The sequence below is a fragment of the Curtobacterium oceanosedimentum genome (genome assembly GCF_040545555.1).
Lineage (GTDB): Bacteria > Actinomycetota > Actinomycetes > Actinomycetales > Microbacteriaceae > Curtobacterium.
Genome location: NZ_JBEPMD010000007.1, coordinates 142,955 through 164,112, shown reverse-complemented (window position 1 = coordinate 164,112; position 21,158 = coordinate 142,955). Strand labels below are relative to the sequence as shown.

Here is a 21,158-nt window from a genome sequence, read left to right as displayed (position 1 = left end):
GGTCCCGTAGGATCGGGCCATGGCTTCGACGACCGCGAGCGGGCGAGCGGGGCGACCAGGCCGTCCGAAGAAGGACACCGAGGGTCGCATGTCGCTCGGGCAGCACCTGATCGAGCTGCGGAACCGTCTCTTCAAGGCCGTCCTCGCGGTCGCGGTGTGCGCGATCGGCGGGTGGTTCCTCACCCCGTTCGTCCTCGACGCCCTGCGGCAGCCGGTCACCCAGCTGGCGGAGGTCGGTGGCCACACCGCCGAGCTGAACTTCCCCCAGATCACCGGGGCGTTCGACCTGCGGCTGCAGATCGCGATCACGATCGGTGTCGTCATCTCGAGCCCCGTGTGGCTGTACCAGGTGTGGGCGTTCATCGTCCCGGCGCTGGTCCGGCGCGAGAAGCAGTACGTGTTCGGGTTCCTGGGCACCGCGATCCCGCTGTTCTTCGCCGGGTGCTGGTTCGGCTGGTACGTCCTGCCGCACATCGTGGGGATCCTCGGCAGCTTCGTGTCGTCGCAGGACACGTCGATCGTCGACGCGAAGGCGTACTACGACTTCGTCATCAAGCTCATCGTGGCCGTCGGCATCGCGTTCGTGCTGCCGGTGTTCCTCGTCCTGCTGAACTTCGTCGGGGTGCTGTCGGCCAGCTCGATCATCAAGTCGTGGCGCGTCGCGATCGTGTGCATCCTGGTGTTCTGTGCGATCGTCACCCCGTCGGCCGACGTCATCTCGATGTTCCTGCTGGCGATCCCGATGACGGTGCTCTACGCAGCAGCGTGTCTCGTGACCTGGCTCCACGACCGCCGGCTGGCGAAGCAGCAGGCGAAGCTCGACGAGGAGTACGCACGCTGATGACACCCGGACCCACTGCTGCCGAGCGCTACCAGGCGGCGAAGGTCCGGAACCGCTCGCGCAACCTCGAGCTGTTCCGTTCCGACCTGCGCTTCGACCTCGACCCGTTCCAGGTCGCCGGCTGCGACGCCCTCGACCAGGGTCGGAGCGTCCTGGTCGCCGCACCGACCGGTGCCGGCAAGACGATCGTGGCCGAGTTCGCGATCTGGCTCGCGATGCGGCAGCCGACGGCGAAGGTGTTCTACACGACGCCGATGAAGGCGCTGAGCAACCAGAAGTACAACGAGCTCGTGGCCGACTACGGCGAGTCCGAGGTCGGGCTCCTCACCGGCGACACGAACGTCAACCCGCGGGCCCGTGTCGTCGTGATGACGACCGAGGTGCTCCGGAACATGATCTACGCGGACTCCGACCTGCTCGACGACCTGGCGTGGGTCGTCCTCGACGAGGTCCACTACCTGGCCGACCGGTTCCGCGGCGCGGTGTGGGAAGAAGTGATCCTGCACCTGCCGACCGAGGTCCGGCTCGTGTCGCTCAGCGCGACGGTGTCGAACGCCGAGGAGTTCGGCGACTGGTTGCAGACCGTCCGAGGCGACACCGACGTCATCGTGTCCGAGGACCGACCGGTCCCGCTCGAGCAGCACGTGCTCGTCGGGTCGAAGATGGTCGACCTGTTCGACTCGAGCGGTGCCGCCGCGACGAACCGCGTGAACCCGGAGTTGCTCCGGCTGGTCGGCGGTGCCTCGCGCAGCGAGCGGCACGGCGGCGGTCACCGCGGTCGTCGCGGTCGCGGCGGCTACCCGGAGCGCCGGGGTCCGCGCACCGAGAAGATGTACCGCGAGCAGATCGCGAAGGTGCTCGACGAGCGGATGCTCCTGCCCGCGATCTTCTTCGTCTTCAGCCGCAACGGCTGCGACCAGGGGGTCCGTCAGGTCCTGCGGTCCGGCATCTCGCTGACGACCGCCGACGAGCGCAACGAGATCCGCGAGACCGCCGAGTACCACTGCCGGACCCTGCTCGACGAGGACCTCGCCGTGCTCGGCTACTGGGAGTGGCTCGAGGGGCTCGAGCGGGGCGTCGCCGCGCACCACGCGGGGCTCCTGCCCGCCTTCAAGGAAGTCGTCGAGGACCTCTTCCAGCGCAAGCTCCTCAAGGTCGTGTTCGCGACGGAGACCCTGGCACTCGGCGTGAACATGCCGGCGCGCACGGTGGTGCTCGAGAAGCTCGAGAAGTTCAACGGCGAGGCCCGGGTGCCGATCACGCCGGGGGAGTTCACGCAGCTCACCGGTCGTGCCGGACGCCGTGGCATCGACGTCGAGGGGCACTCGGTCATCCAGTGGTCGGACGGCCTCGACCCGCAGGCCGTCGCGTCGCTGGCGAGCCGTCGGACGTACCCGCTCAACTCGTCCTTCAAACCGACGTACAACATGGCCGTGAACCTCATCGAGCAGTTCGGGCGGCAGCGCACGCGCGAGGTCCTGGAGACCTCGTTCGCGCAGTTCCAGGCGGACCGTTCGGTCGTCGACCTCGCGCGCAAGGTGCGGTCACAGCAGGAGTCCCTCGACGGGTACCAGCGGGCGATGGAGTGCCACCTCGGCGACTTCACCGAGTACGCCGCGCTCCGTCGTCGCCTGTCCGACCTCGAGCGCACGAACGTCCCCGGCGGGCGCGAGGCCTCGCACGGCGCCCGTCAGGAGCGCCAGGCGGCGATCACCGAGGTCCGTCGGCAGATGCAGCGGCACCCCTGCCACGCCTGCCCGGACCGCGAGGCGCACGCCCGCTGGGCCGAGCGCTGGTACAAGCTCAAGCGCGCCAACGACAAGCTCGTGCAGCAGATCCGTTCCCGCACCGGTGCCGTCGCGACGACGTTCGACCGCGTCACGGACGTGCTCCTGCAGCTCGGCTACCTGGTCGCGACCGGGGACGGCGAAGCCACCGTCGCCGCCGGCGGGCGCCGCCTGCAGCGGATCTACGGCGAGCGTGACCTGCTCGTCGCCGAGTGCCTCGAGGCCGGCGTCTGGAAGGAACTGACCCCTGCGCAGCTCGCCGCGATGGCCGCGACGATCGTCTACCAGCCCCGCCGCGAGGACGCCCCCGGCACCGAGCACGCCCTGCCCCGCGGCGCGTTCCGGCCGGCGCTCGACGAGACCCTGACCATCTGGTCCCGCCTCGACGACATCGAGCGGGACGCCCGGCTCGCCGGCTCCCAGCCGCCGACCCCGGCCATGTCCGTCGGCATGTTCCGGTGGGCGTCAGGCTCCGCGCTCGACGACGTGCTCCGGACCCTCGACATGCCCGCAGGTGACTTCGTGCGCTGGTCGAAGCAGGTGATCGACCTGCTCGACCAGGTCCGGAACGCCGGTGACGACGAGCTCGCCCAGACCGCGCGGCGCGCGACCGACGCGGTCCGCCGCGGCATCGTCGCCTACGCGACGGTCTGACGGGAGGCCCGGTGCACGTCCCCGACGCAGCCACGCGTCCGCAGGCCGGCGGCCCCACCCCGCGCCGCGGCGTCACCCACCGCACCTCGCGGACGACGCCGCGATCCGGGTCCGGGCACGGCGTCCTGCCGGACGGCCGACGCGACGAGTTCGCCGCGCTGCCGCTGCGGCTCGCGCTCCCGCTCGCGGTCGTCGGCGGCCTGCTGTTCGCCCTGTCGTTCCCGTCGCCGGGGTGGTGGTTCCTCGCCTACCCGGCGATGGCCTGCATGCTGCTCGCCGCCATGGGGCAGCGCGCCCGTCGCGCAGCCTGGCTCGGGTACGTGGCCGGTGCCGCGTTCTGGCTGCCCGCGATCTCGTGGGCCGGACGGTACCTCGGGCCGGTCCCGTGGCTGGCGCTCGCGCTGTTCGAAGCCGCGTACTTCGCGCTCGGCAGCGTGGCGATCGCCCTCGCGTACCGGTGGGTCGCGCGCGTCCTGCCCTCGACCGCCTGGCGGGTGTGGGGCCTCCCGGCCGTCGTCGCAGGCCTGTGGACCGGACGCGAGTGGTTCTCCGGGAGCTGGCCGTACGAGGGCTTCGCGTGGGGCCGTGTCGGACTGTCCCAGTCACAGGGCCCGTTCACGCACCTCGCCGCGTACGTGGGTGTGCTCGGGGTGACCTTCCTCGTCGTCTACTGCGTCGCCGTCGTGCTCTCGCTCGCGCTCGTCGTGCCGCGGGCACCCGGCGCCGTCCTCGGCGCACCCGCTCGCATCGCGGCCGCCGGGCTCCTGGTCGCCGTGGTCCTGGCCGTGCCCGCCTGGCCGACCCGCGTCGACGGCAGCATCCGCGTCGAGTCCGTGCAGGGGAACGGTCCGGCCGGGTACTTCGACCGCGCACAGCCGGGCGAGGTCCTGGCCGCGCAGGTCGCTGCGACCGACGTCGAGGCGCGCGGCGTCGACCTGGTCGTCTGGCCCGAGGCCGCCGCGGAGGCCGATCCGCGGCAGTTCCCGACCGTCGCGGACGCACTCGACTCCGTCGTGGACACCGTCGGGGCACCCCTCGTCGCGGGGGCGATCACGCAGACGCCGTCCGGGGTGCTGCACAACACGTCGTTCGTCTGGACCGCCGACGGCTGGCAGTCGTCCTACGACAAGAAACGTCCCGTCCCCTTCGGCGAGTACGTGCCCGACCGCTGGTTCTTCTCGAAGCTCGCACCGTCGCTCATCGGGCTCCTGCAGCGCGACTACACACCGGGCACGAAGCCGAACGTGCTCGACGTCGCGGGGATCAAGGCCGGGATCGCGGTCTGCTTCGACATCGTCGACGACGGCCTCACGTCGGACATGGCGCGCGGGGGAGCGCAGGTCATCCTCGCGCAGACGAACAACGCCGACTTCTCCGGCACCGACGAGAACCTGCAGCAGCTCGAGATCGCCCGGCTCCGGGCTGTCGAGACCGGCCGGTCGCTCGTCAACATCTCCACGGTCGGTGCCTCGCAGGTCATCGACCCGTCGGGACGGACCATCGACCGGGTCCCGGAATACACCGCGACCTCGATGATCACCGACGTGCCGCTCGGGACCGGTACGACGCCCGCGACGGTCGTCTCCGGCTCCGTGACCCTCCTCGTGTCGCTCGGGAGCCTCCTCGCACTGCTCGCGTGCGTGCCGTGGGGCCGCCGTTCCGCTCGTCCTCGTCGACGCGCTTCCTGAACACCGCGACCTCCCACTGGGAACGCTCTGTGAATGCGCCCCATCGGGATGCAACCCGCGTGGGACAGTGTTGAGGACGGCAGACGAGCGAGAGGAGCACACACATGGCTGATCGGAGTCTCCGCGGGATGCGGCTCGGGAGCCAGAGTCTCCAGAGCGAGGAGGGCGTCGAGCTCTCCGACCGGAAGCGCGCGGTGTACCAGACCCAGTCGGGGGAGACGTTCGACGTCGTCTTCTCCGCCGAGGCCGACGTACCGCAGACGTGGTCGGAACCCCGGACGGGGCGCGAAGGACGACTGCTCGGCGACGACGGGATCCCCGTCGAGGTCGCTGCTGAGGACGTCAAGGCGCCGAGGACCCACTGGGACATGCTCCTCGAGCGACGCTCGCGCGAGGAGCTCGAGGAGCTGCTCGAGGAGCGTCTCGCGTTCCTGCGCGCACGACGCGGCGCCTGAACCGCAGCTCCCGGACACGACGACGCCCGCCCCGGGATCCCGGGGCGGGCGTCGTCGTGTCGTGGCTCGGGCTACTGTGCGCGCTGCTGGTCGTCGCCCGCACGCTGGTGGCCGCCGTCGAGGTCCGCCTGCGAGGCGTCGTCCGCGGCCGCGAGGTGCGCGTCGACGCTGCGGTCGGACTCGGCGAGTCGCTCGTCGAGCGCCGCGTCCGGCACGATGTCCGCGGCCGTGGCGTTCGGCCGCGGGTTCGCCGCTGCGGCGCCGTCCGCCGTCGCGGTGTTCGCCAGGCTCTCGTTGGCGAGCTTCGAGATGCGGGACAGGAAGTCCGTGCCGCCGCCGGCACCGGCGACGGGACCGCTGCCGGTGCGACCGGCGGTGAAGCCCTTGGCGATGCCGGACAACGCGTCGGTGAACTCGCTCGGGATCATCCACAGCTTGTTCGCGGTGCCCTCGGCGATCTTCGGCAGGGTCTGCAGGTACTGGTACGACAGCAGCTTCTCGTCCGGGTCACCCGTGTGGATCGCCTCGAACACGGTCGCGATGGCCTGTGCCTCACCCTCGGCACGGAGCACCTGGGCCTTCGCGTCACCCTCGGCGGCGAGGATCGCGGCCTGCCGCTGACCCTCGGCCTCGAGGATCTGCGACTGCTTCGTGCCCTCGGCCTGCAGGATCGCGGCACGACGGCTCCGCTCGGCACGGAGCTGCTGCTCCATGGCGTCCTGGATCGACACGGGCGGCTCGATCGCCTTGAGCTCGACGCGACCGACCCGGATGCCCCACTTGCCGGTCGCCTCGTCGAGGACGACGCGCAGCTGGCCGTTGATGTTGTCGCGGCTCGTCAGCGCCTCCTCGAGGTTGAGGCCACCGACGACGTTGCGGAGCGTGGTCGTGGTGAGCTGCTCGACCGCGCCCAGGTAGTTCGCGATCTCGTAGGTCGCGGCGCGTGCGTCGGTCACCTGGAAGTAGACGACGGTGTCGATCGACACCACCAGGTTGTCCTCGGTGATCACCGGCTGCGGCGGGAAGGACACGACCTGCTCGCGCATGTCGATGAGCGGGCGGAGTCGGTCGATGAACGGCACCAGGATGTTGAGCCCCGGGCTGAGGGTCTTGTGGTACTTGCCGAGGCGTTCGACGATCCCGGCCGTCGCCTGCGGCACGATGCGGATCGCGCGGGACAGGACGACGATCACGAAGATCACGACGACGAGGACGAGGACGATCAGGGCGATCGTCCCGGCTGAGATGGTCACGAGGTGGCCCTTTCTCCGAGGCGGACGACCGCGGTCGACCCCTCGATCGACTCGACGACCACGGGGGTGCCGAGCGGCGGTGTGCGGTCGGGGGAGCCAGCGGCGAGCCGGGCGCTCCAGGTCTCGCCGTTCGCGAGACGGACCTGCCCGGGCGACGACGACGTGAAGGCCACGGCAACGGTGCCGCGCAGGCCGATCAGCCCCTCGATGTTGGTGCGGTGCGGGTCGGCGTTCCGGCCGAGCGCCACGAGCAGCCGCGGACGGACGAGCGACAGCAGCACGAGGGCCACGACGGCCGCGATGATCGCCGAGAGCCACCACGGGGCGCCGAGCAGCGCGGCGACCAGCCCTCCGGCAGCACCCGCGGCGAGCATCAGGAAGATGAAGTCGAGGGTGAAGATCTCGACCACACCCAACAGCAGTGTCAGTCCGATCCAGACGACGGTCTGGATCCAGTCGATGTTCACGCGAACTCCCTCCCTCGCATCGCGCGCTCCGGCGTGCAGCGTCGCGACGGCCGGTCCAACTCCGTTCAACATATCGGGTAACGCTCGGGTCCGCGCGACCGAGGAGGTCGTCGACGGTGCCGACACGGGCGGTTGGTAGGCTCGTGCGCGGCCGAACCGGCCACAGCAGCGACCTGGAGAACACGACTGTGAGCAACCCCCTCGCCCCCGGATCCCTCGCCGACAAGCGCGCCCTCGTCACCGGCTCGTCGCGCGGCATCGGCGCCGACACCGTCGGCTACCTGGCGGAGGCCGGCGCGAAGGTCGTCGTGAACTACCGCAACAAGGCCCGGCGTGCCGAGCAGATCGTCGAGAAGGTCGTCGCTGCCGGTGGCTCCGCGATCGCCGTGGGAGCCGACCTGACCGACCACGACTCGGTCCAGGCGATGGTCGACCGCGTCGTCGCCGAGTGGGGCGGCATCGACCTGCTCGTGCTGAACGCCTCGGGCGGCATGGAGGCCGACCTGGGGGAGGACTACGCACTCCGCCTGAACCGCGACGCGCAGGTCGACATGCTGCAGACCGCCGTGCCGCACATGCCGGCCGGATCGCGCGTCGTCTTCGTGACCAGCCACCAGGCCCACTTCGTCGAGACCGCCGAGACCATGGACGAGTACGTGCCCGTCGCGAAGAGCAAGCGCGCCGGTGAACTCGCCCTGCGCGAGCTCATCCCGCAGCTCGAGGCCGCCGGCATCGAGTTCGTCACCGTCTCCGGCGACATGATCGAGGGCACCATCACGGCGACCCTGCTCAACCGCCTGAACCCCGGCGCGATCGAGGGTCGTCGCCAGGAGGTCGGCAAGCTCTACAGCGTGTCCGAGTTCGCGGCGGAGATCGCCCTCGCCGCCGTCGAGCCGATCCCGGCCGACCACACGAAGCTCGTCGGCGACACGAGCGGCTTCACGGCCTGACCAGCGCCACGGGACGACCGGTAGCCTCGGGCGCGTGACAGCGAAGCCCGGCCTGCGACTGACGTCCCGCATCCTCCTGCTCGACCCCGACGGCCGCGTGTTCCTCATGGACACGCGGTCGCCGTCGTCCGACGGGTCCCACCGGTGGATCACTCCGGGCGGCGGCGTGGACCCGGGGGAGTCGCACCGTGACGCCGCTGTCCGGGAGCTCCGTGAGGAGACCGGCATCGTCGTCGACGATCCGGGGGAGCCGGTGTGGTCGTGGGACTTCACCGTGGAGTGGGACCTTGCCGACCACGACCGGGGCCACGCCGAGTTCTACGTCGTCCGGACGCCCGGGTTCGAGCTCTCCGACACCGAGTGGACGGACGACGAGCGCGTCGACATCCTCGCGTCCCGCTGGTGGACGGCCGAGGAGCTCGACGCGACCGACGAGCCCTTCGAACCGGCGGAACTCCCGCAGCTCGTCCGGCAGCACCGGGTGGTCTGACCGACCCGACAAGACCGCCACGCCTGCGACGGGCGCATGCGAACGGAATTCGCAGGTATCGCATAGCGTGTGCGCAGACGGCCGCACGCAACCCGTGCCAGCGGCCTTGACACGAGGAGCTTCAATGTCCACGAACGGTTTCCCGCCGGCACCGAACACGCCCGGCGCGGCTCCCGCGACGAACGGCGGCAACGGCCTCGCCGTCGGCTCGCTGGTGCTCGGCATCGTCGCCGTCGTCTTCGGCTTCCTGTTCTCGATCATCGGGCTGATCGCCGGCATCGTCGGTCTCGTCCTGGGCTTCGTGGCGCGTCGCCGCGGCCTGAGCCGTGGCATGGTGCTCGCGGGCATCGTCCTGAGCGTCATCGGCATCGTCATCGCGATCATCTTCATGATCATCGGCGCGATGGCCGCCGTGTCGTACATGAACAACCAGTAGTCGCACACCGGACGGGAGGCGCGTGGCGGACCCGCCACGCGCCTCCCGTCCGTCTGTCCGGTCTCCGACGTCCGCTGCACCGTCGTCGAGACCGTCCCAGCCCGGTCCGAGTAGCGTCCGCGCCATGACGTACAGCCAGCCGGACCCCGCAGAAGAGACCACCCAGGCAGACGCGCCGGAGCAGCCGGACACCGACCGCCCCGAGGTCGAGGAGGACGGCCGCGAGGACGCGGCCCTCGAGATCGACGCCGACGACGTGCCGACCGGCGACGAGACGCCCGAGCACTGACTCCGAGGGGCTGACCGCCCCGCGCCGACGCTTGCGCGCTGGTTCTTGCGCCCCCATGATCCGGCGTTCCTGACCGACGGCCCACCGGTCGTCCTGGTCGCCCCACGCAGGTCGCACGACATGCCGCTCACGATGTTCGTGAGCGGCATGTCGGTCGACCGGGACACCTGGTCGGCGGCAGGTCGTACGCCTCCGGGCTCGATGCGTCGGCGCCGACGGTGTGGGGCATGTGGGTCGTCGCCACGGGTGGTCCGGCACCGTCCTCGTCCTCGTCCTCGTCCTCGTCCTCGATGGAGGCTGACCGGTGTGCTGCCGTCCCGCGCCGTGTCTGCGACGATGAGTCTCATGAGTGACCTTCACGACGTGGTCCCGGTCGCATCGCCGGACCGCGATGCCGCGACCACGAGGTCGTGCGGAGTACGCGGCGATCCGACCGTGCGGATCGGACGACCGCGACGCCGCCGTGGGGGAGTCCGGCTCGCCGGTGCGCTGCTGCAGACGGTCCTGTCCGGTGGGAGCGGCGCGACCGCCGAGCTCGTCCCGGCGCGCGCTCCGATGTGACCGGGAGCACTCCTGCGCTGCTCGGGATGCGGCCCGGTCGGATCGCGACGAGATCTCGTCGGACTGCTGCTCCGCGACCTGACGACCCGTGCGCGCTGACCGAGTGCCGCGGCGCCCCCCCCGTTCGGGTTTCCCCCCAGCAGACGGAGGGCCTGCCTGGTCCCGCGAACGCCCGCGTTCCCCGAAGCTGGGAACAGCGCAGCACACTCCCGGTTCCCACGAAGAGGTCTCATGTCCCGAACCACTGTTCTCGTCCCGCAACGCACCGTAGTTCCCCGGTTCCGGTTCGTCTCCGGATTGTTCGCAGCATCGACCTGGCGGCAGTTCGCGTTCCATGCCGCGCACCTGCCGATCGCGATCGGGGCGGTGACGTGGTTCGCCCTGGCGGTCGGTATCGGCGTTCCGTCGGCGGTCACGTGGTTCGGTCTGATCGTCACGGCGTTCCTCGTCGGGGGTTCCGCGTGGTTCGCTGCGGTCACCCGGCGGATGTCGGCTGCGCTGCTGGGGCAAGAGGTGGTCGCGCCGACGATGCGTCAGCCTCGCGGAGGCCCGTTGGCATGGGCGACCACGCGACTGACGGACGGCTCGACGTGGAGGGCGTTCGCGTACCTGGTGGTCGGCTTCGTCGTCACGACGGTGTCCTTCGCCATCTCGGTCTCGGTGCTCGTCTCCGCGGTCGGTGCGCTGTCGCACAGCGTCTGGGGCCGCTTCCTCCCGGAGCAGACGGGTTCGGACGGGCTGCAGCACCGCGGTGCGCAGTTCCTCGGGGTGTTCGTCGACACCGTCCCGCTCCAGATCGCGTTCGCCGCGTTCGGCCTGGTCGTGCTCGCCGCGGTCTGGCCCGCCGTCAACCACGGCCTCGGGTCCGTGCAGCGCGCGGTCATCCGTTCGATGCTCGGCGCCGACCTCCGGCAGCGGCGCCTGGCCGAGGTCACTGCGTCCCGTGACGCAGCGGTGATGGACGCGGACACGACGTTGCGCCGCATCGAGCGAGAGCTGCACGACGGCACGCAGGCACGTCTGGTCGGCCTGGCGATGACGCTCGGGGACGCCCGTGACCGGCTCCGGAACCGTCAGGACGCCGACGGGTCCGGAGTGGACGCGCTCGTCGCCCAGGCGCACGCCTCGACGAAGGAAGCGCTCGTCGAGTTGCGTGCGCTGGCCCGGGGGATCCATCCGCCGGTCCTCGACGAGGGGCTCGAGGCAGGGCTTGCGTCGGCGTGCTCCCGCACCCCGTTCCCCGTGACGTTGCGTGTGGAACTGCCCGTCCGACCGTCGCCGGTCGTGGAGGGCATCGTCTACTTCGGAGTGCTCGAGTTGCTCACGAACGTGTCGAAGCACGCTGGCGCCACCGCGGCCACGGTCGACGTGGCATCGGAGGGACCCGAGCTCGTCGTCACCGTCGTCGACGACGGAGTGGGAGGCGCTCACGTCTCGTTGCCGCGGCCGGACGGGCAGGGGACCGGTCTCGTCGGACTGCTCGAACGCCTCCGAGCGGTCGACGGCACGCTCGAGGTCGAGAGTCCGGCCGGCGGCCCCACCACGGTCCAGCTCGCGATGCCCTCCGGCAGGTCCGCATGAGGATCGTGATCGCCGACGACAACACGATCGTCCGCGAGGGACTGGCGTCGTTGTTGCAGGGTCGCGGTCACGAGATCGTCGCGGCGGTCGGTGACGGTGCGGCCGTCCTCCCCGCGCTCACGTCCGAGCTCGTCGACGTCGTCGTGATGGACATCCGGATGCCGCCGACCCACACCGACGAAGGTGTCCGGGCCGCAGTCGCTCTCAAGGCAGCGCGGCCGGAGGTCGGCGTGCTGCTGTTCTCGCAGTACGCCGAGGTCCGGTGGGCGCGGACCCTGCTCGACGTCGCGACCGTCGGCGTAGGCTACCTCCTGAAGGACCGGGTCGCCGAGGTCGCCACCTTCATCGAGTCGTTGCAGCAGGTCGCGGCCGGCAAGGTCGTGCTCGATCCCGAGGTCGCCGCCGCGCTGGTGCAGGCACCGCGGCCGCTCCGGGACCGGCTCGACCGGCTCACCGCGCGCGAGACCGACGTCCTGCGACTCATGGCCGAGGGGCGGTCGAACGCTGCGATCGCGGAGACGTTGTTCCTGTCGGGCGGGACGGTCGAGAAGCACGTGACGGCCGTCTTCGCGAAGCTCGGGCTCGAGGCGACGACCGCGGACCACCGGCGGGTGCTGGCCGTCCTGCGGTTCCTCTCCGCGTAGATCCGCCACCGGGCGTCGAGCTACTCAGCCGGGCCCTGGCACGGTGCGCTCTCCGTGCTGCTCTTCGCGCGCAGGGCGACGACCAGGGTGAGTGGGACGAGAACGCCAGCGCACACGAGCACCGCCGCTTGACCGACGTGGGCGAGGAGCATGCTCGCGAGGGCGAAGCCGGCGTTCTGCGCGGCGAAGGCCCAGGAGAGGTAGCCGGCGCGCTGTTCCGACGGGAGGCCGATGTCGATGCGGTGCGAGCGCAGACCAAGCAGAGCCGCGACGGGAACGCCGCTGAGGAGCAGCCCGAGGACAGCCCACGGGAGCGAAGCGGCCGACGAGACGAGCATGCATCCGACGCACATCGAGGCGGCGCCGACGAGCGCCCACCGATCCTCGCTTGCACCTGGAGGTCGGGAGGCATCCGCCCACCCGCCGAGCACGCTGGTGACCGAGAGCACGAAGAAGACCACCCACGCGACGCTCACGTCGAAGCCGTGGACGGCCACGAGGGTCGGCGCTCCGACCTCCATGGCCCCGAAGTAGAGGCCGATGGATGCGCTGAACACGATCCACGACACACCGTGAGCATCCCACCGGAGTCGTCCCCGGTCCGCGCTCCTGCGGCCTCGCTCCGAGGAGGTGACCGCGAAGCTGTCGTTCGACAGCAGGGAGACGGCGACAGCCGCGGACAGACCCACCACGGCCACCGTCGCGACCGGCGCCGTCGGATGGAGGAGCGATGCGAGCGCCGCCAGCAACGGCGCGAGGAAGACGAGGAGGTCGAGGAAGGTCACGTCCACCGTGGACGCGGCCCGTGCAGCGTCCGCGGGCACGGTCCCGGACATCAACACGCGCACGGCACCCGCATTACCTGCGATCACCGCCCCGGCGTCCGCTGCGAGCAGCGGGGCCACCCAGGAAGGACCCTGGTACGTCCAGCACGCCGTGATCCCGATCCAGAGGACCGCGTGGGCGAGCATCTGCCACCGGAGCACCTGACGCAGCGGCAGCGACCCGACCAGCTGCGCCATGATCGGCGTCGCCGCGACCGTGCCCACCACGTACCACGCCGCCAGCGCCGCACCCGTCGCCAAGGTCCCCGTCACGAGGATGCTCGTCGTGGTCAGGGCCACCGCGGCCATGAGGACAGGTGCGCGCATCAGCGATGCGACGGCGGAGTACCTCCAGAAGGCTGGCGACCGGAGGACCGCGAGGAGCGGGGAGGTGTGCGTCATGCCCCGAATGTAACGGGTTCTACCCGTAGCGTCCGTTACCTGCGATGATGGTCGCATGGAGATGCACCCCATCGATCGCGAGGAACTCCGCCGTGCCGTCGCCCTGGTGGCGACGCGGGAGATCGGGCCGTGGCCGGAGGAGCTGCTGACGATGGCGGATGTCGAACGGATCTTCCCCGGCAGCCGCACGCGGCAGCACACGAGCGACGCTGGCCCGGCGGCTCTCCAGGGGATCCGGGCACTCCGCGACACGCTCGCTGCCGTGCTCCTCGACCCACACGCGCCGGACGCGGCTGCTCGTCTCGACGGCCTCGTGGCCGAGTACGCCATCACCCCCCGCGTCCCCGCCCTCGGTGAACCGGTCACGTACCGCAGCTCGAGGACAGGTGTCGTCGGTCGCGTCGCCGGACGCGTCATCGGCGCGAGCATCGCTGCGTACTCCACGGGCGAGGTCCGGTACCTCCACGAGTGCGGGGCAGACGGCTGCATCACCCCGTTCCTCGACACCTCGCCGCGCCACAACCGCGCCTACTGCTCCGACCGGTGCTCGACGAAGATGCGCGTACGACGTCATCGTCAGGCCTAACCGGCGTCCACTTCGTCCTCTCCGAGGATCGGATGACGGAGCCGGAAGTGCGATCCACGGCTGCGATGCGGTGCATCGACTCGCGCGGCATGGACGCCCGTCATGTCACCAGCTGGAGGCAAGACCACGAGCCGATAATGCATATTATGTCAACTCAGCCGGGCGTCCAGCACGTTCTTCCTCGTCGCTCCGCCCCCACCGCCACCGCCCGGTACCCCAAGGAACACGCGGCGACGGCGCCAGGGCGCGCTCCTCACGGCCGTGCCCGACCCCGAGTGTCGTGACGGCACCGCCGCGTCTCGTACTGACGGTTGCGCTCGACCGGCAGCGAGGTAGCATGTAGCACACCACGTTGCAGCCGGATCTCCCGTCGGCCGCCGCCCGTGAACGGTCCGGGGCGGCGCTGGCACAGTGGCCCTCGTGACCGTGCAACCCGAACGACCCGGAAGGACACCCGTGCCCTCGACTCCCCCCGCCACGACCGTCCCGGCTGGACCTGCGTTCCCCGCGAGGATCGCGAACCGGACGGCCGCTACCGTCGTCACGCTCGTCTTCGTGGTGGTCCTCCCGCTGGTGCTGCTCGGCGTGTCCGCGATCCTGCCCGGTGTCGACGGCAGCCCGCTCGGGTCCGAGGACGCGCTCCTTCGACAGACCGCGGGTGACGCCATCGCTCTGGTGGTCGTCGCAGCGCTCGTCACGCTGCTCGGCGGCTGGCGCAGCGTCGTGTCGGAACGGCGGACGCGTTCCCGGTGGGGTGTCGTCCTCCTCGTCGGCTACGCGCTCGTCGCCGCGGCCACCTTCACGACACCGCTCCGGCCGGACAGCGGTGACTACCTCGGCGCGCTCGCGGTCGCCGTCGTGGCGGTCGCCCTCGTCGAGGAACTCGTGTACCGCGGCACCCTGGTCGCCGGCTTCCGACGAGTCCTGCCGGAGTGGGTGGTCTGGCTCCTGTCGACGGCAACGTTCGCGCTCGCCCACGCCCTCGGGCAGGGCCTCGACGGACTGTTCCAGGTGCAGATGACGTTCGTGCTGGGATCCGCCGCCTACCTCGCACGCCGCGTGACCGGTTCGATCGTCGGGCCCGTCGTGGTGCACGTGCTCTACAACGCCGTCCAGGGGTTCCGCACGCAGACCTCGGACGGTGTCCCGTTCCTGCTCAGCGCCGGGTCGACGCTGTTCCTGCTCGCGGCGGCCGTCGTCGGCCTCATCGTGGCCATTCGGCACCCGCGGGACCACCATCGGGCCTGATCGGCCCGGTGTCCTGATCGGCTCGGTGTCCTGATCGGCCCGGTGTCCTGATCGGCTCGGTGTCCTGATCGGCCCGGTGTCCTAATCGGCCCAGTGTCCAGATCCGCCCAGCCGACGGGCCCGGGACTCACCGGCCCGACCCTGACCTCGAGCCCGCGCACGCTCCGGTTCAGAACACGGCGACCGTCATGCCGGAGCCGGTCGCAGGACGGTCCATCGCCTCGAGCGCTCCCGGCAGGTCGTCGAAGCCGATGGTCGACCCGATCGACTCGGCGGGCCGCAGCCGCCCGGCGACCACGTCGTCGAGCATCGCGGCGTACTCCCCCACGGCGATCCCGTGGCTGCCGAGCAGTTCGAGCTCGTCCGCGATGACCCGGCCCATCGGGATCGCCGGCGCGGCCTCGTCGTCGAGCAGCAGCCCGACCTGCACGTGCCGGCCCCGGGGTCGGAGCGAGTCCACCGCCGCCACCGAGGTCGCCCGGCTGCCGTAGGCGTCGACGGACACGTGTGCGCCGCCGCCGGTGACCTCGCGCACCGTCGCCGTCACGTCCTCACCCATCTGCAGGGTGGTCGCGCCGAGGGCCGCTGCGCGTTCGAGCGCTGCCGGCGAGACGTCGACGGCGACCACACGTGCGCCCGCTGCCACGGCGACCAGGACGGTGGACAGACCGACACCGCCGCAGCCGAAGACCGCGACCCACTCCCCCGCAGCGACACGTCCGCGAGCGTGCAGCGCGTGGTAGGCGGTGCCGAACCGGCAGCCGAGCCCCGCCGCCTCGGCGAAGCCGACCTCGTCGGGCAGCGCCACGAGGTTCACGTCGGCGTGCGGCACGACGACGGAGTCGGCGTACGACCCGGGCAGCGTGAAGCCGGGTTGCTGCTGTCGGGTGCAGACCTGCGTGGCCCCGTCGCGGCACTGCTCGCACGTGCCGCAGGCGAAGACGAACGGCGCGGTCACCCGGTCGCCGACCGCGAACCCGGAGACGTCCGACCCGACGGCCGCGACGATGCCGGAGAACTCGTGACCCGGGACGTGCGGCAGCGCGACAGAGTCGTCGTGCCCCTTCCACGCGTGCCAGTCGCTCCTGCAGACGCCCGTCGCACGGACGGCCACGACGACGCCGTCCGCGGGTGCCTCCGGCGCCGGGAGCTCGACGATCACGGGCATCGATCCGAAGCGGTCGTACTGTACTGCGCGCATCCCGTCATCCTGGCAGAGCCACCGACGGCCGGTGGTCCGCCGACGACACGCACCGATCTGTCACACGAGTCGCTCCCCCGACACCTCATGATCGGAGGCAACAGTGAACACACCGAGGGGGCCGGGCACCATCCCGGAGACGACCAGCACGACGACCAGCACGACGACCACCGGCACCACGACCGACGGGGCCCTGGTCGCGGCGATCGCCACCGGCGACGCCGACGCGTACACGACGCTGCTCGACCGACACACGCGGTCGGTGTTCCGCTACGCCTGGGGACTCGCCGATCAGCGGTCCGACGTCGACGACATCGTGCAGGAGACCTTCGTCGTCGCATGGCGCCGACGCAGGGACCTGCGCATCGTCGGGAGCTCGGCGCTGCCGTGGCTGCTGACGACCGCGCGGTTCGTCGCGATGAACACGAACCGGCAGCGTCGCGCGCACCGCGTCGACGAGCTCGACGAGCACAGCGGCGCCGACGAGGCCTGGTACCGCCAGGTGTCGCACGACGAGGCCGTGCAGCAGCTGCGGTGGGTCCGCGCGGAAATCGCCGCGCTCGACTCGCCGGACCGCGAACTCTGCGCGCTCTGCCTGCTGCAGGACCGGTCCTACGACGAGGCCGCCGCGATGCTCGGCCTCTCCCCCGCCAACGCGCGCAAGCGCATCCAACGATCCCGCGCCCGACTCCGTTCGAGCCGTGCGGCGCAGGGGATGGAGCAGACGTCATGATCACCGTTCCGCCGCCCGAGGGTCCGGCCCTCGACGATGCCGTCGCACCGATCCGCCGCGAGGTGCTCGCCCGGACCGTCGGTCACCGCCGCACCAGGTCCCGGTGGACCCTGGGCGTGGTCGGCAGTGTCGCCGCGGTGACCGCGCTCGCGACCGTCCTGGTCGCGGGCGACCTGACGGGCACGACCGAGCACGTGCCCGTCGTCGGCTCGGCGCCGCAGGCCGCCACCGCCGCGGAGGTGTTCCGTCGTGCCGCCGACGCCACGGTGCACACGAGCGACCCGGTCGTCGGCCCGGGCCAGTACCTCGAGGTCGACGTGCAGGAGCAGAGCCAGGCGTTCCTCGGTCCTGACTCCTCGGCCCTCGTGCCGTACTCGCTGACCGTCTACCGCCCGGCGGACTCGTCCGCCGAGTGGACCCTGGTCCGCACCTCGGGGGAACCGGTCGCGTACTTCCCGACGGACCGCGCGGCCGAGGTCGAGGCGGCGTGGGATGCCGACCCCGCCGGGTACCCGACCGGCACGGTCCGTGCGCTCGACGGCGCCTTCTCCGGACACCCCTGGGTTCCCGATGACCTCGCCGACATGCCCCGCGACCCGGACGCCCTCCTCGCGTGGGTCTCCGCGCACGCCTCCGGCTCGAACAGCCACGAGGAGGCGATGACGGTGCTCATCACCGATCGGCTCGCGACCGGGATGGTGCCGGCGGACCTCCGCAGCGCCATGTACCAGGTGCTCGCGAGGATCCCCGGGGCGACGATCACGCACCACGCCGTCACGCTCGACGGCCGCACGGGCGTCGGCATCGGGCGCACCGAGGCCGGACGCGGCGACGAGTACACCGAGGTCGTCGTCGACCCGACCACGGGCGACTTCATCGGGATGCGCTCCGTCGCCGGCAGGGCCACCCGCACCCTGCCCGCGGGGACGGTGCTGGACTCGAAGTCGGTGATGACCTCGGTGGTCGACGCCGCGCCCTGAGGGGGCCGCGGGACGGACGGGAGGCGCGTGGCGGGGCCGCCACGCGCCTCCCGTCCGTCCGCTGGTCGGCTCAGTACTCGATGCGCCCGGTGCGGTCGTGGAACTCCCCCGTCGGCCCGTCCGGACCGACCAGGGCGAGCGCGACCGTCGCGTCCGTGCCCTCGGTCACGGTCTGGTGCCCACCGTGGCCGTTGAAGTCGGTCGCCGTGTAGCCGGGATCGCTCGCGTTCACGCGGAAGCCGGGCAGGTTCTTCGCGTACTGCACCGTCGCCGCGATGAGCGCCGCCTTCGACGCCGCGTAGGGCACCGCGGCGACCGGGTACTCGTCGTGCCCCGGCGTGGTGAGCCAGCGCGCGAAGCCGACGCCGGACGCGACGTTGACGATGACGGGGTTCGACGACCGCCGCAGCAGCGGGAGGGCCGCCTGCGTCACCCGGACGACCCCGACCACGTTCGTGTCGAGCACCGCGGTGATCGCGTCGGCGTCCAGATCGTCGACACCGAAGGACGTCCCGAGGACGCCGGCGTTGTTCACGAGGACGTCGAGCTCCGGCAACGACGAGAGCGCGGCGTCGACGCTCGCCTGGTCGGTGACGTCGAGCTGCACGGGGTGTGCGCCGAGCGCTCGGACGGCGTCACCGGAGGCGGTGTCGCGCATGCCGGCGTACACGGTGTGGCCGGCCTCGAGGAGTCGGCGTGCGGTCTCGAGCCCGAGGGAGCGGTTCGCTCCGGTGATGAGTGTCGTGGTCATGCCCTCCACGATGCCCCCGCCGTTCCCGTCCTCCCAGGCACCGCTCGACGGTGGGACCGGCAGTACCACGACCGTTCGCCCGACGGAGGCGATGATGGACGCATGAGCGAGTTCGCGGAGGTGTTGCGCGCCTGGCGGGACCGGGTGCGTCCGGCCGAGGTCGGGTTGCCCGCGGGGCCGGGGCGGCGCACCGCCGGGCTCCGGCGCGAGGAACTCGCCGCGCTCGCCGGGGTCAGCGTCGACTACGTCGTCCGGCTCGAACAGGGTCGCGCGACGAACCCGTCACCGCAGCTGCTCGGCGCCCTCGCGACCGCGCTCCGCCTGACCGAGGCGGAGCGGGACCACCTGTACCGGGTCGCGGGTGCTCCGGTGCCGTCGCGGGCCGAGGTTCCGCGGCACGTCCCGCCGGGCGTGCACCGCATGGTCGACCGGCTCGGTGACGTCCCGTTGGCGGTCTTCACCGCGGCGCACGACATCCTGCTCTGGAACGACCTGTGGGCGGCCGTGTCCGGCGATCCGAGCACCTGGACCGGGGTCGAGGGGAACCTGGTGTGGCGGCACTTCACGCAGGGGCACGACGGCGTCGAGTGGGACGACACGCACCAGGAGGACTTCTCGAGCGACCTGGTCGCCGACCTCCGCTCCGCTGTGGGCCGCTACCCGGCGGACCGGCGGCTCGCAGAGCTCGTCACCCGGCTCCGCCGCGGATCCCCGGAGTTCGAGCGGCGCTGGCACGGCGCGCGCATCGCCGAGCACCGGACGAGCCGCAAGGTCGTGCACACGCCCGTCGGTCCGGTCGAGGTCGACTGCGACGTGCTCAGCGTGCCGGGCAGCGACCTGCGGATCGTCGTCTACACCGCGGTCCCCGGCAGCGAGGACGCCGCGAAGCTGGACCTGCTCCGGGTCACCGGACTGCAGGAGTTCGCGACGTCCTGACCCGGCGGTTCCCGCCGCGCCCGCCCTGTGGAGGGCGCAGCGGTCGTCGTCACTCGCCGAAGCCGGAGCGGACGAGCGCGACGAGGGTGTCCACGGCGTCCCGCGCGTCGGGCCCGTCGGCCTCGATCGTCACGGTGGCACCCTTCGGCAGGGCGAGCGCCATGATCGCGAGCAGGCTCTTCGCGTCGACGCCGTTCACGCGGACGCGCGACTCGTGCTTCGCGGCGGCCTTCACGAACTCGGCCGCCGGACGGGCGTGCAGCCCGCTCTCGTTGACCAGCTCGACGGTCTCGGTGACCGCCCCGTCGGCGGAGCCCGCGTCGTCGACGGAGGACGCGCCTCCCGGCTGGTCACCGGTCGGGTCGGAGGCTCCCCCGGCGTCGTCCGCGGACCCTGCGGCCGACGCGGCGGCGGCCAGGACGGCACCGACGTCACCACCGGTCTGCGCGGCGACCGCCGCCGCGACCGTGCCCTCGACGAGCGGGGCCTGCGAGACGTGCACGCGCTCGCGGTCGGCGTCGTCGAGGAAGTCCAGCGCGGTGTCGGTGGTCAGGTAGGCGGACCCGAGGTCGCACAGCACGACGACGGCGTCGGCCGCCGAGAGCTCGTGGATGCCGTCGTTGATCGCCTCGAACGAGGTCCCGATGCCGCCGTCGTCCGTGCCGCCCGCGGCGACGAGCGGGACGTCGGCGGCCATCTGGCGGGCCAGCTCGACGGTGCCGGTCGCGATCGCCGCACTGTGCGAGACGACCAGGATGCCGACGGTCACGCGGCGTCCACCGCGGCGCGCAGGATGTACGCCGTCGACTGGGCGCCCGGGTCGCGGTGCCCGACCGCACGGTCGCCGAGGTAGCTCGCGCGGCCCTTGCGGGCGACGAGGGAGTCGGTGGACTCGGCACCGGTCACGGCGGCGTCGGCGGCGGCCTCGAGCACGCGCTGCGGACCCTCACCCGCCGCGGCTGTGGTGCCGGCGGCGTCGACGGCGGCCGACCAGGCGTCGACCATGGTCTTGTCGCCGACCTCGGCCTTGCCCCGCGAGACGACGCCGTCGCGGGCTGCGGTGAGCACGGCGACCAGGGTGTCCGCGTCGAGCTCGGTCGCGTCGCCGGCGGCCTGCGCGGCCTTCAGGTACGCGGTGCCGAACAGCGGGCCCGCCGCGCCGCCGACCGTCGAGATGAGCTTCGTCGCGACCGTCTTGAAGACCGCGCCGGGGGTGTCGAAGGACCCGGCGTCGACGGCCTCGAGCACGGCGCGGAAGCCACGGTCGAGGTTCTCGCCGTGGTCTCCGTCGCCGATCTCACGGTCGAGCGTGACGAGTTCGGCGCGGTGGTCGTCGATCGTCGCGGCGGTGCGGCGCACCCAGTCGATGGCCCATGCGGTGTCGAGCGCCAATTCGTGTTC

Annotated in this window: 22 protein-coding genes; 15 read left to right on the top strand and 7 right to left on the bottom strand. The window is 71.7% G+C overall.

Features of this window, described 5'->3' with window-relative positions; all coding sequences use genetic code 11:
• The first annotated feature begins 88 nt into the window (after positions 1-88).
• From tatC to ABIC52_RS09805, 4 genes are all read left to right on the top strand, one after another.
• Positions 89-841, top strand: a complete 753-nt coding sequence (tatC, locus tag ABIC52_RS09820) for a twin-arginine translocase subunit TatC (protein ID WP_126890124.1) — start codon at positions 89-91, stop codon at positions 839-841.
• A complete protein-coding gene (locus tag ABIC52_RS09815; RefSeq protein WP_354027211.1) occupies positions 841-3,282 on the top strand; it encodes a DEAD/DEAH box helicase in 2,442 nt (813 codons plus the stop codon). The genes tatC and ABIC52_RS09815 overlap by 1 nt, the downstream gene beginning before the upstream one ends.
• A gap of 11 nt (positions 3,283-3,293) precedes the next feature.
• Complete coding sequence (gene lnt, locus ABIC52_RS09810) at positions 3,294-4,970, top strand: apolipoprotein N-acyltransferase (RefSeq protein ID WP_354027210.1); 1,677 nt, start codon at positions 3,294-3,296, stop codon at positions 4,968-4,970.
• A gap of 104 nt (positions 4,971-5,074) precedes the next feature.
• A complete protein-coding gene (locus ABIC52_RS09805; protein ID WP_354027209.1) occupies positions 5,075-5,425 on the top strand; it encodes an RNA polymerase-binding protein RbpA in 351 nt (116 codons plus the stop codon).
• 71 nt (positions 5,426-5,496) lie between these two features.
• On the opposite strand, the gene ABIC52_RS09800 is transcribed toward ABIC52_RS09805, so the two are convergent.
• Entirely contained in the window at positions 5,497-6,678 is a 1,182-nt protein-coding gene (locus tag ABIC52_RS09800; protein WP_354027208.1) for an SPFH domain-containing protein, read from the bottom strand.
• Entirely contained in the window at positions 6,675-7,145 is a 471-nt protein-coding gene (locus ABIC52_RS09795) for an NfeD family protein (RefSeq protein ID WP_354027207.1), read from the bottom strand. Before ABIC52_RS09795 ends, ABIC52_RS09800 begins: the two co-directional genes overlap by 4 nt.
• A gap of 188 nt (positions 7,146-7,333) precedes the next feature.
• On the opposite strand from ABIC52_RS09795, the gene ABIC52_RS09790 reads away from it, so the two are divergent.
• From ABIC52_RS09790 to ABIC52_RS09765, 6 genes are all read left to right on the top strand, one after another.
• Entirely contained in the window at positions 7,334-8,095 is a 762-nt protein-coding gene (locus ABIC52_RS09790; RefSeq protein ID WP_126890069.1) for an SDR family oxidoreductase, read from the top strand.
• 34 nt (positions 8,096-8,129) lie between these two features.
• Complete coding sequence (locus ABIC52_RS09785) at positions 8,130-8,585, top strand: NUDIX hydrolase (RefSeq protein ID WP_126890070.1); 456 nt, start codon at positions 8,130-8,132, stop codon at positions 8,583-8,585.
• 124 nt (positions 8,586-8,709) lie between these two features.
• Positions 8,710-9,021, top strand: a complete 312-nt coding sequence (locus ABIC52_RS09780) for a DUF4190 domain-containing protein (protein WP_126890071.1) — start codon at positions 8,710-8,712, stop codon at positions 9,019-9,021.
• A gap of 124 nt (positions 9,022-9,145) precedes the next feature.
• Complete coding sequence (locus ABIC52_RS09775) at positions 9,146-9,310, top strand: hypothetical protein (protein ID WP_153257417.1); 165 nt, start codon at positions 9,146-9,148, stop codon at positions 9,308-9,310.
• An 858-nt stretch (positions 9,311-10,168) separates the two neighbouring features.
• Positions 10,169-11,452, top strand: coding sequence for a sensor histidine kinase (locus ABIC52_RS09770; RefSeq protein WP_354027206.1), 1,284 nt, complete (start codon positions 10,169-10,171; stop codon positions 11,450-11,452).
• Positions 11,449-12,096: a response regulator transcription factor gene (locus ABIC52_RS09765; RefSeq protein WP_354027205.1), complete on the top strand. Its 648-nt coding sequence runs from the start codon at positions 11,449-11,451 to the stop codon at positions 12,094-12,096. Before ABIC52_RS09770 ends, ABIC52_RS09765 begins: the two co-directional genes overlap by 4 nt.
• 20 nt (positions 12,097-12,116) lie before the next feature.
• Here ABIC52_RS09765 and ABIC52_RS09760 read toward each other — a convergent pair whose 3' ends face one another.
• Positions 12,117-13,322 carry an MFS transporter gene (locus tag ABIC52_RS09760; protein ID WP_354027204.1) on the bottom strand — a complete coding sequence of 402 codons (1,206 nt, stop codon included), beginning with the start codon at positions 13,320-13,322 and terminating at the stop codon, positions 12,117-12,119.
• Between the two features lie 55 nt (positions 13,323-13,377).
• Between ABIC52_RS09760 and ABIC52_RS09755 the strand changes: the two genes are divergently transcribed.
• Both ABIC52_RS09755 and ABIC52_RS09750 read left to right on the top strand, forming a co-directional pair.
• Positions 13,378-13,908 carry a CGNR zinc finger domain-containing protein gene (locus ABIC52_RS09755; RefSeq protein WP_126890075.1) on the top strand — a complete coding sequence of 177 codons (531 nt, stop codon included), beginning with the start codon at positions 13,378-13,380 and terminating at the stop codon, positions 13,906-13,908.
• 555 nt (positions 13,909-14,463) lie between these two features.
• Positions 14,464-15,156: a CPBP family intramembrane glutamic endopeptidase gene (locus tag ABIC52_RS09750; RefSeq protein WP_209823627.1), complete on the top strand. Its 693-nt coding sequence runs from the start codon at positions 14,464-14,466 to the stop codon at positions 15,154-15,156.
• Positions 15,157-15,325: 169 nt separating this feature from the next.
• On the opposite strand, the gene ABIC52_RS09745 is transcribed toward ABIC52_RS09750, so the two are convergent.
• Positions 15,326-16,357, bottom strand: a complete 1,032-nt coding sequence (locus tag ABIC52_RS09745; protein WP_354027203.1) for an alcohol dehydrogenase catalytic domain-containing protein — start codon at positions 16,355-16,357, stop codon at positions 15,326-15,328.
• A 103-nt stretch (positions 16,358-16,460) separates the two neighbouring features.
• On the opposite strand from ABIC52_RS09745, the gene ABIC52_RS09740 reads away from it, so the two are divergent.
• On the top strand, positions 16,461-17,090 hold the full coding sequence (locus ABIC52_RS09740; protein WP_354027202.1) for an RNA polymerase sigma factor: 630 nt from the start codon (positions 16,461-16,463) through the stop codon (positions 17,088-17,090).
• Entirely contained in the window at positions 17,087-18,070 is a 984-nt protein-coding gene (locus tag ABIC52_RS09735; RefSeq protein WP_354027201.1) for a CU044_5270 family protein, read from the top strand. Before ABIC52_RS09740 ends, ABIC52_RS09735 begins: the two co-directional genes overlap by 4 nt.
• Positions 18,071-18,140: 70 nt before the next feature.
• Here ABIC52_RS09735 and ABIC52_RS09730 read toward each other — a convergent pair whose 3' ends face one another.
• On the bottom strand, positions 18,141-18,821 hold the full coding sequence (locus ABIC52_RS09730) for an SDR family NAD(P)-dependent oxidoreductase (RefSeq protein ID WP_354027200.1): 681 nt from the start codon (positions 18,819-18,821) through the stop codon (positions 18,141-18,143).
• Positions 18,822-18,923: 102 nt separating this feature from the next.
• Between ABIC52_RS09730 and ABIC52_RS09725 the strand changes: the two genes are divergently transcribed.
• Positions 18,924-19,757: a helix-turn-helix transcriptional regulator gene (locus ABIC52_RS09725; RefSeq protein ID WP_209823631.1), complete on the top strand. Its 834-nt coding sequence runs from the start codon at positions 18,924-18,926 to the stop codon at positions 19,755-19,757.
• 49 nt (positions 19,758-19,806) lie between these two features.
• Here the strand turns inward: ABIC52_RS09725 and dhaM are convergent, their stop codons facing one another.
• Positions 19,807-20,526 (bottom strand): dihydroxyacetone kinase phosphoryl donor subunit DhaM, encoded by a 720-nt coding sequence (dhaM, locus tag ABIC52_RS09720; protein WP_209677133.1) that lies wholly within the window; start codon positions 20,524-20,526, stop codon positions 19,807-19,809.
• Complete coding sequence (gene dhaL, locus ABIC52_RS09715) at positions 20,523-21,149, bottom strand: dihydroxyacetone kinase subunit DhaL (RefSeq protein WP_354027199.1); 627 nt, start codon at positions 21,147-21,149, stop codon at positions 20,523-20,525. Before dhaL ends, dhaM begins: the two co-directional genes overlap by 4 nt.
• Positions 21,150-21,158 lie beyond the last annotated feature (9 nt).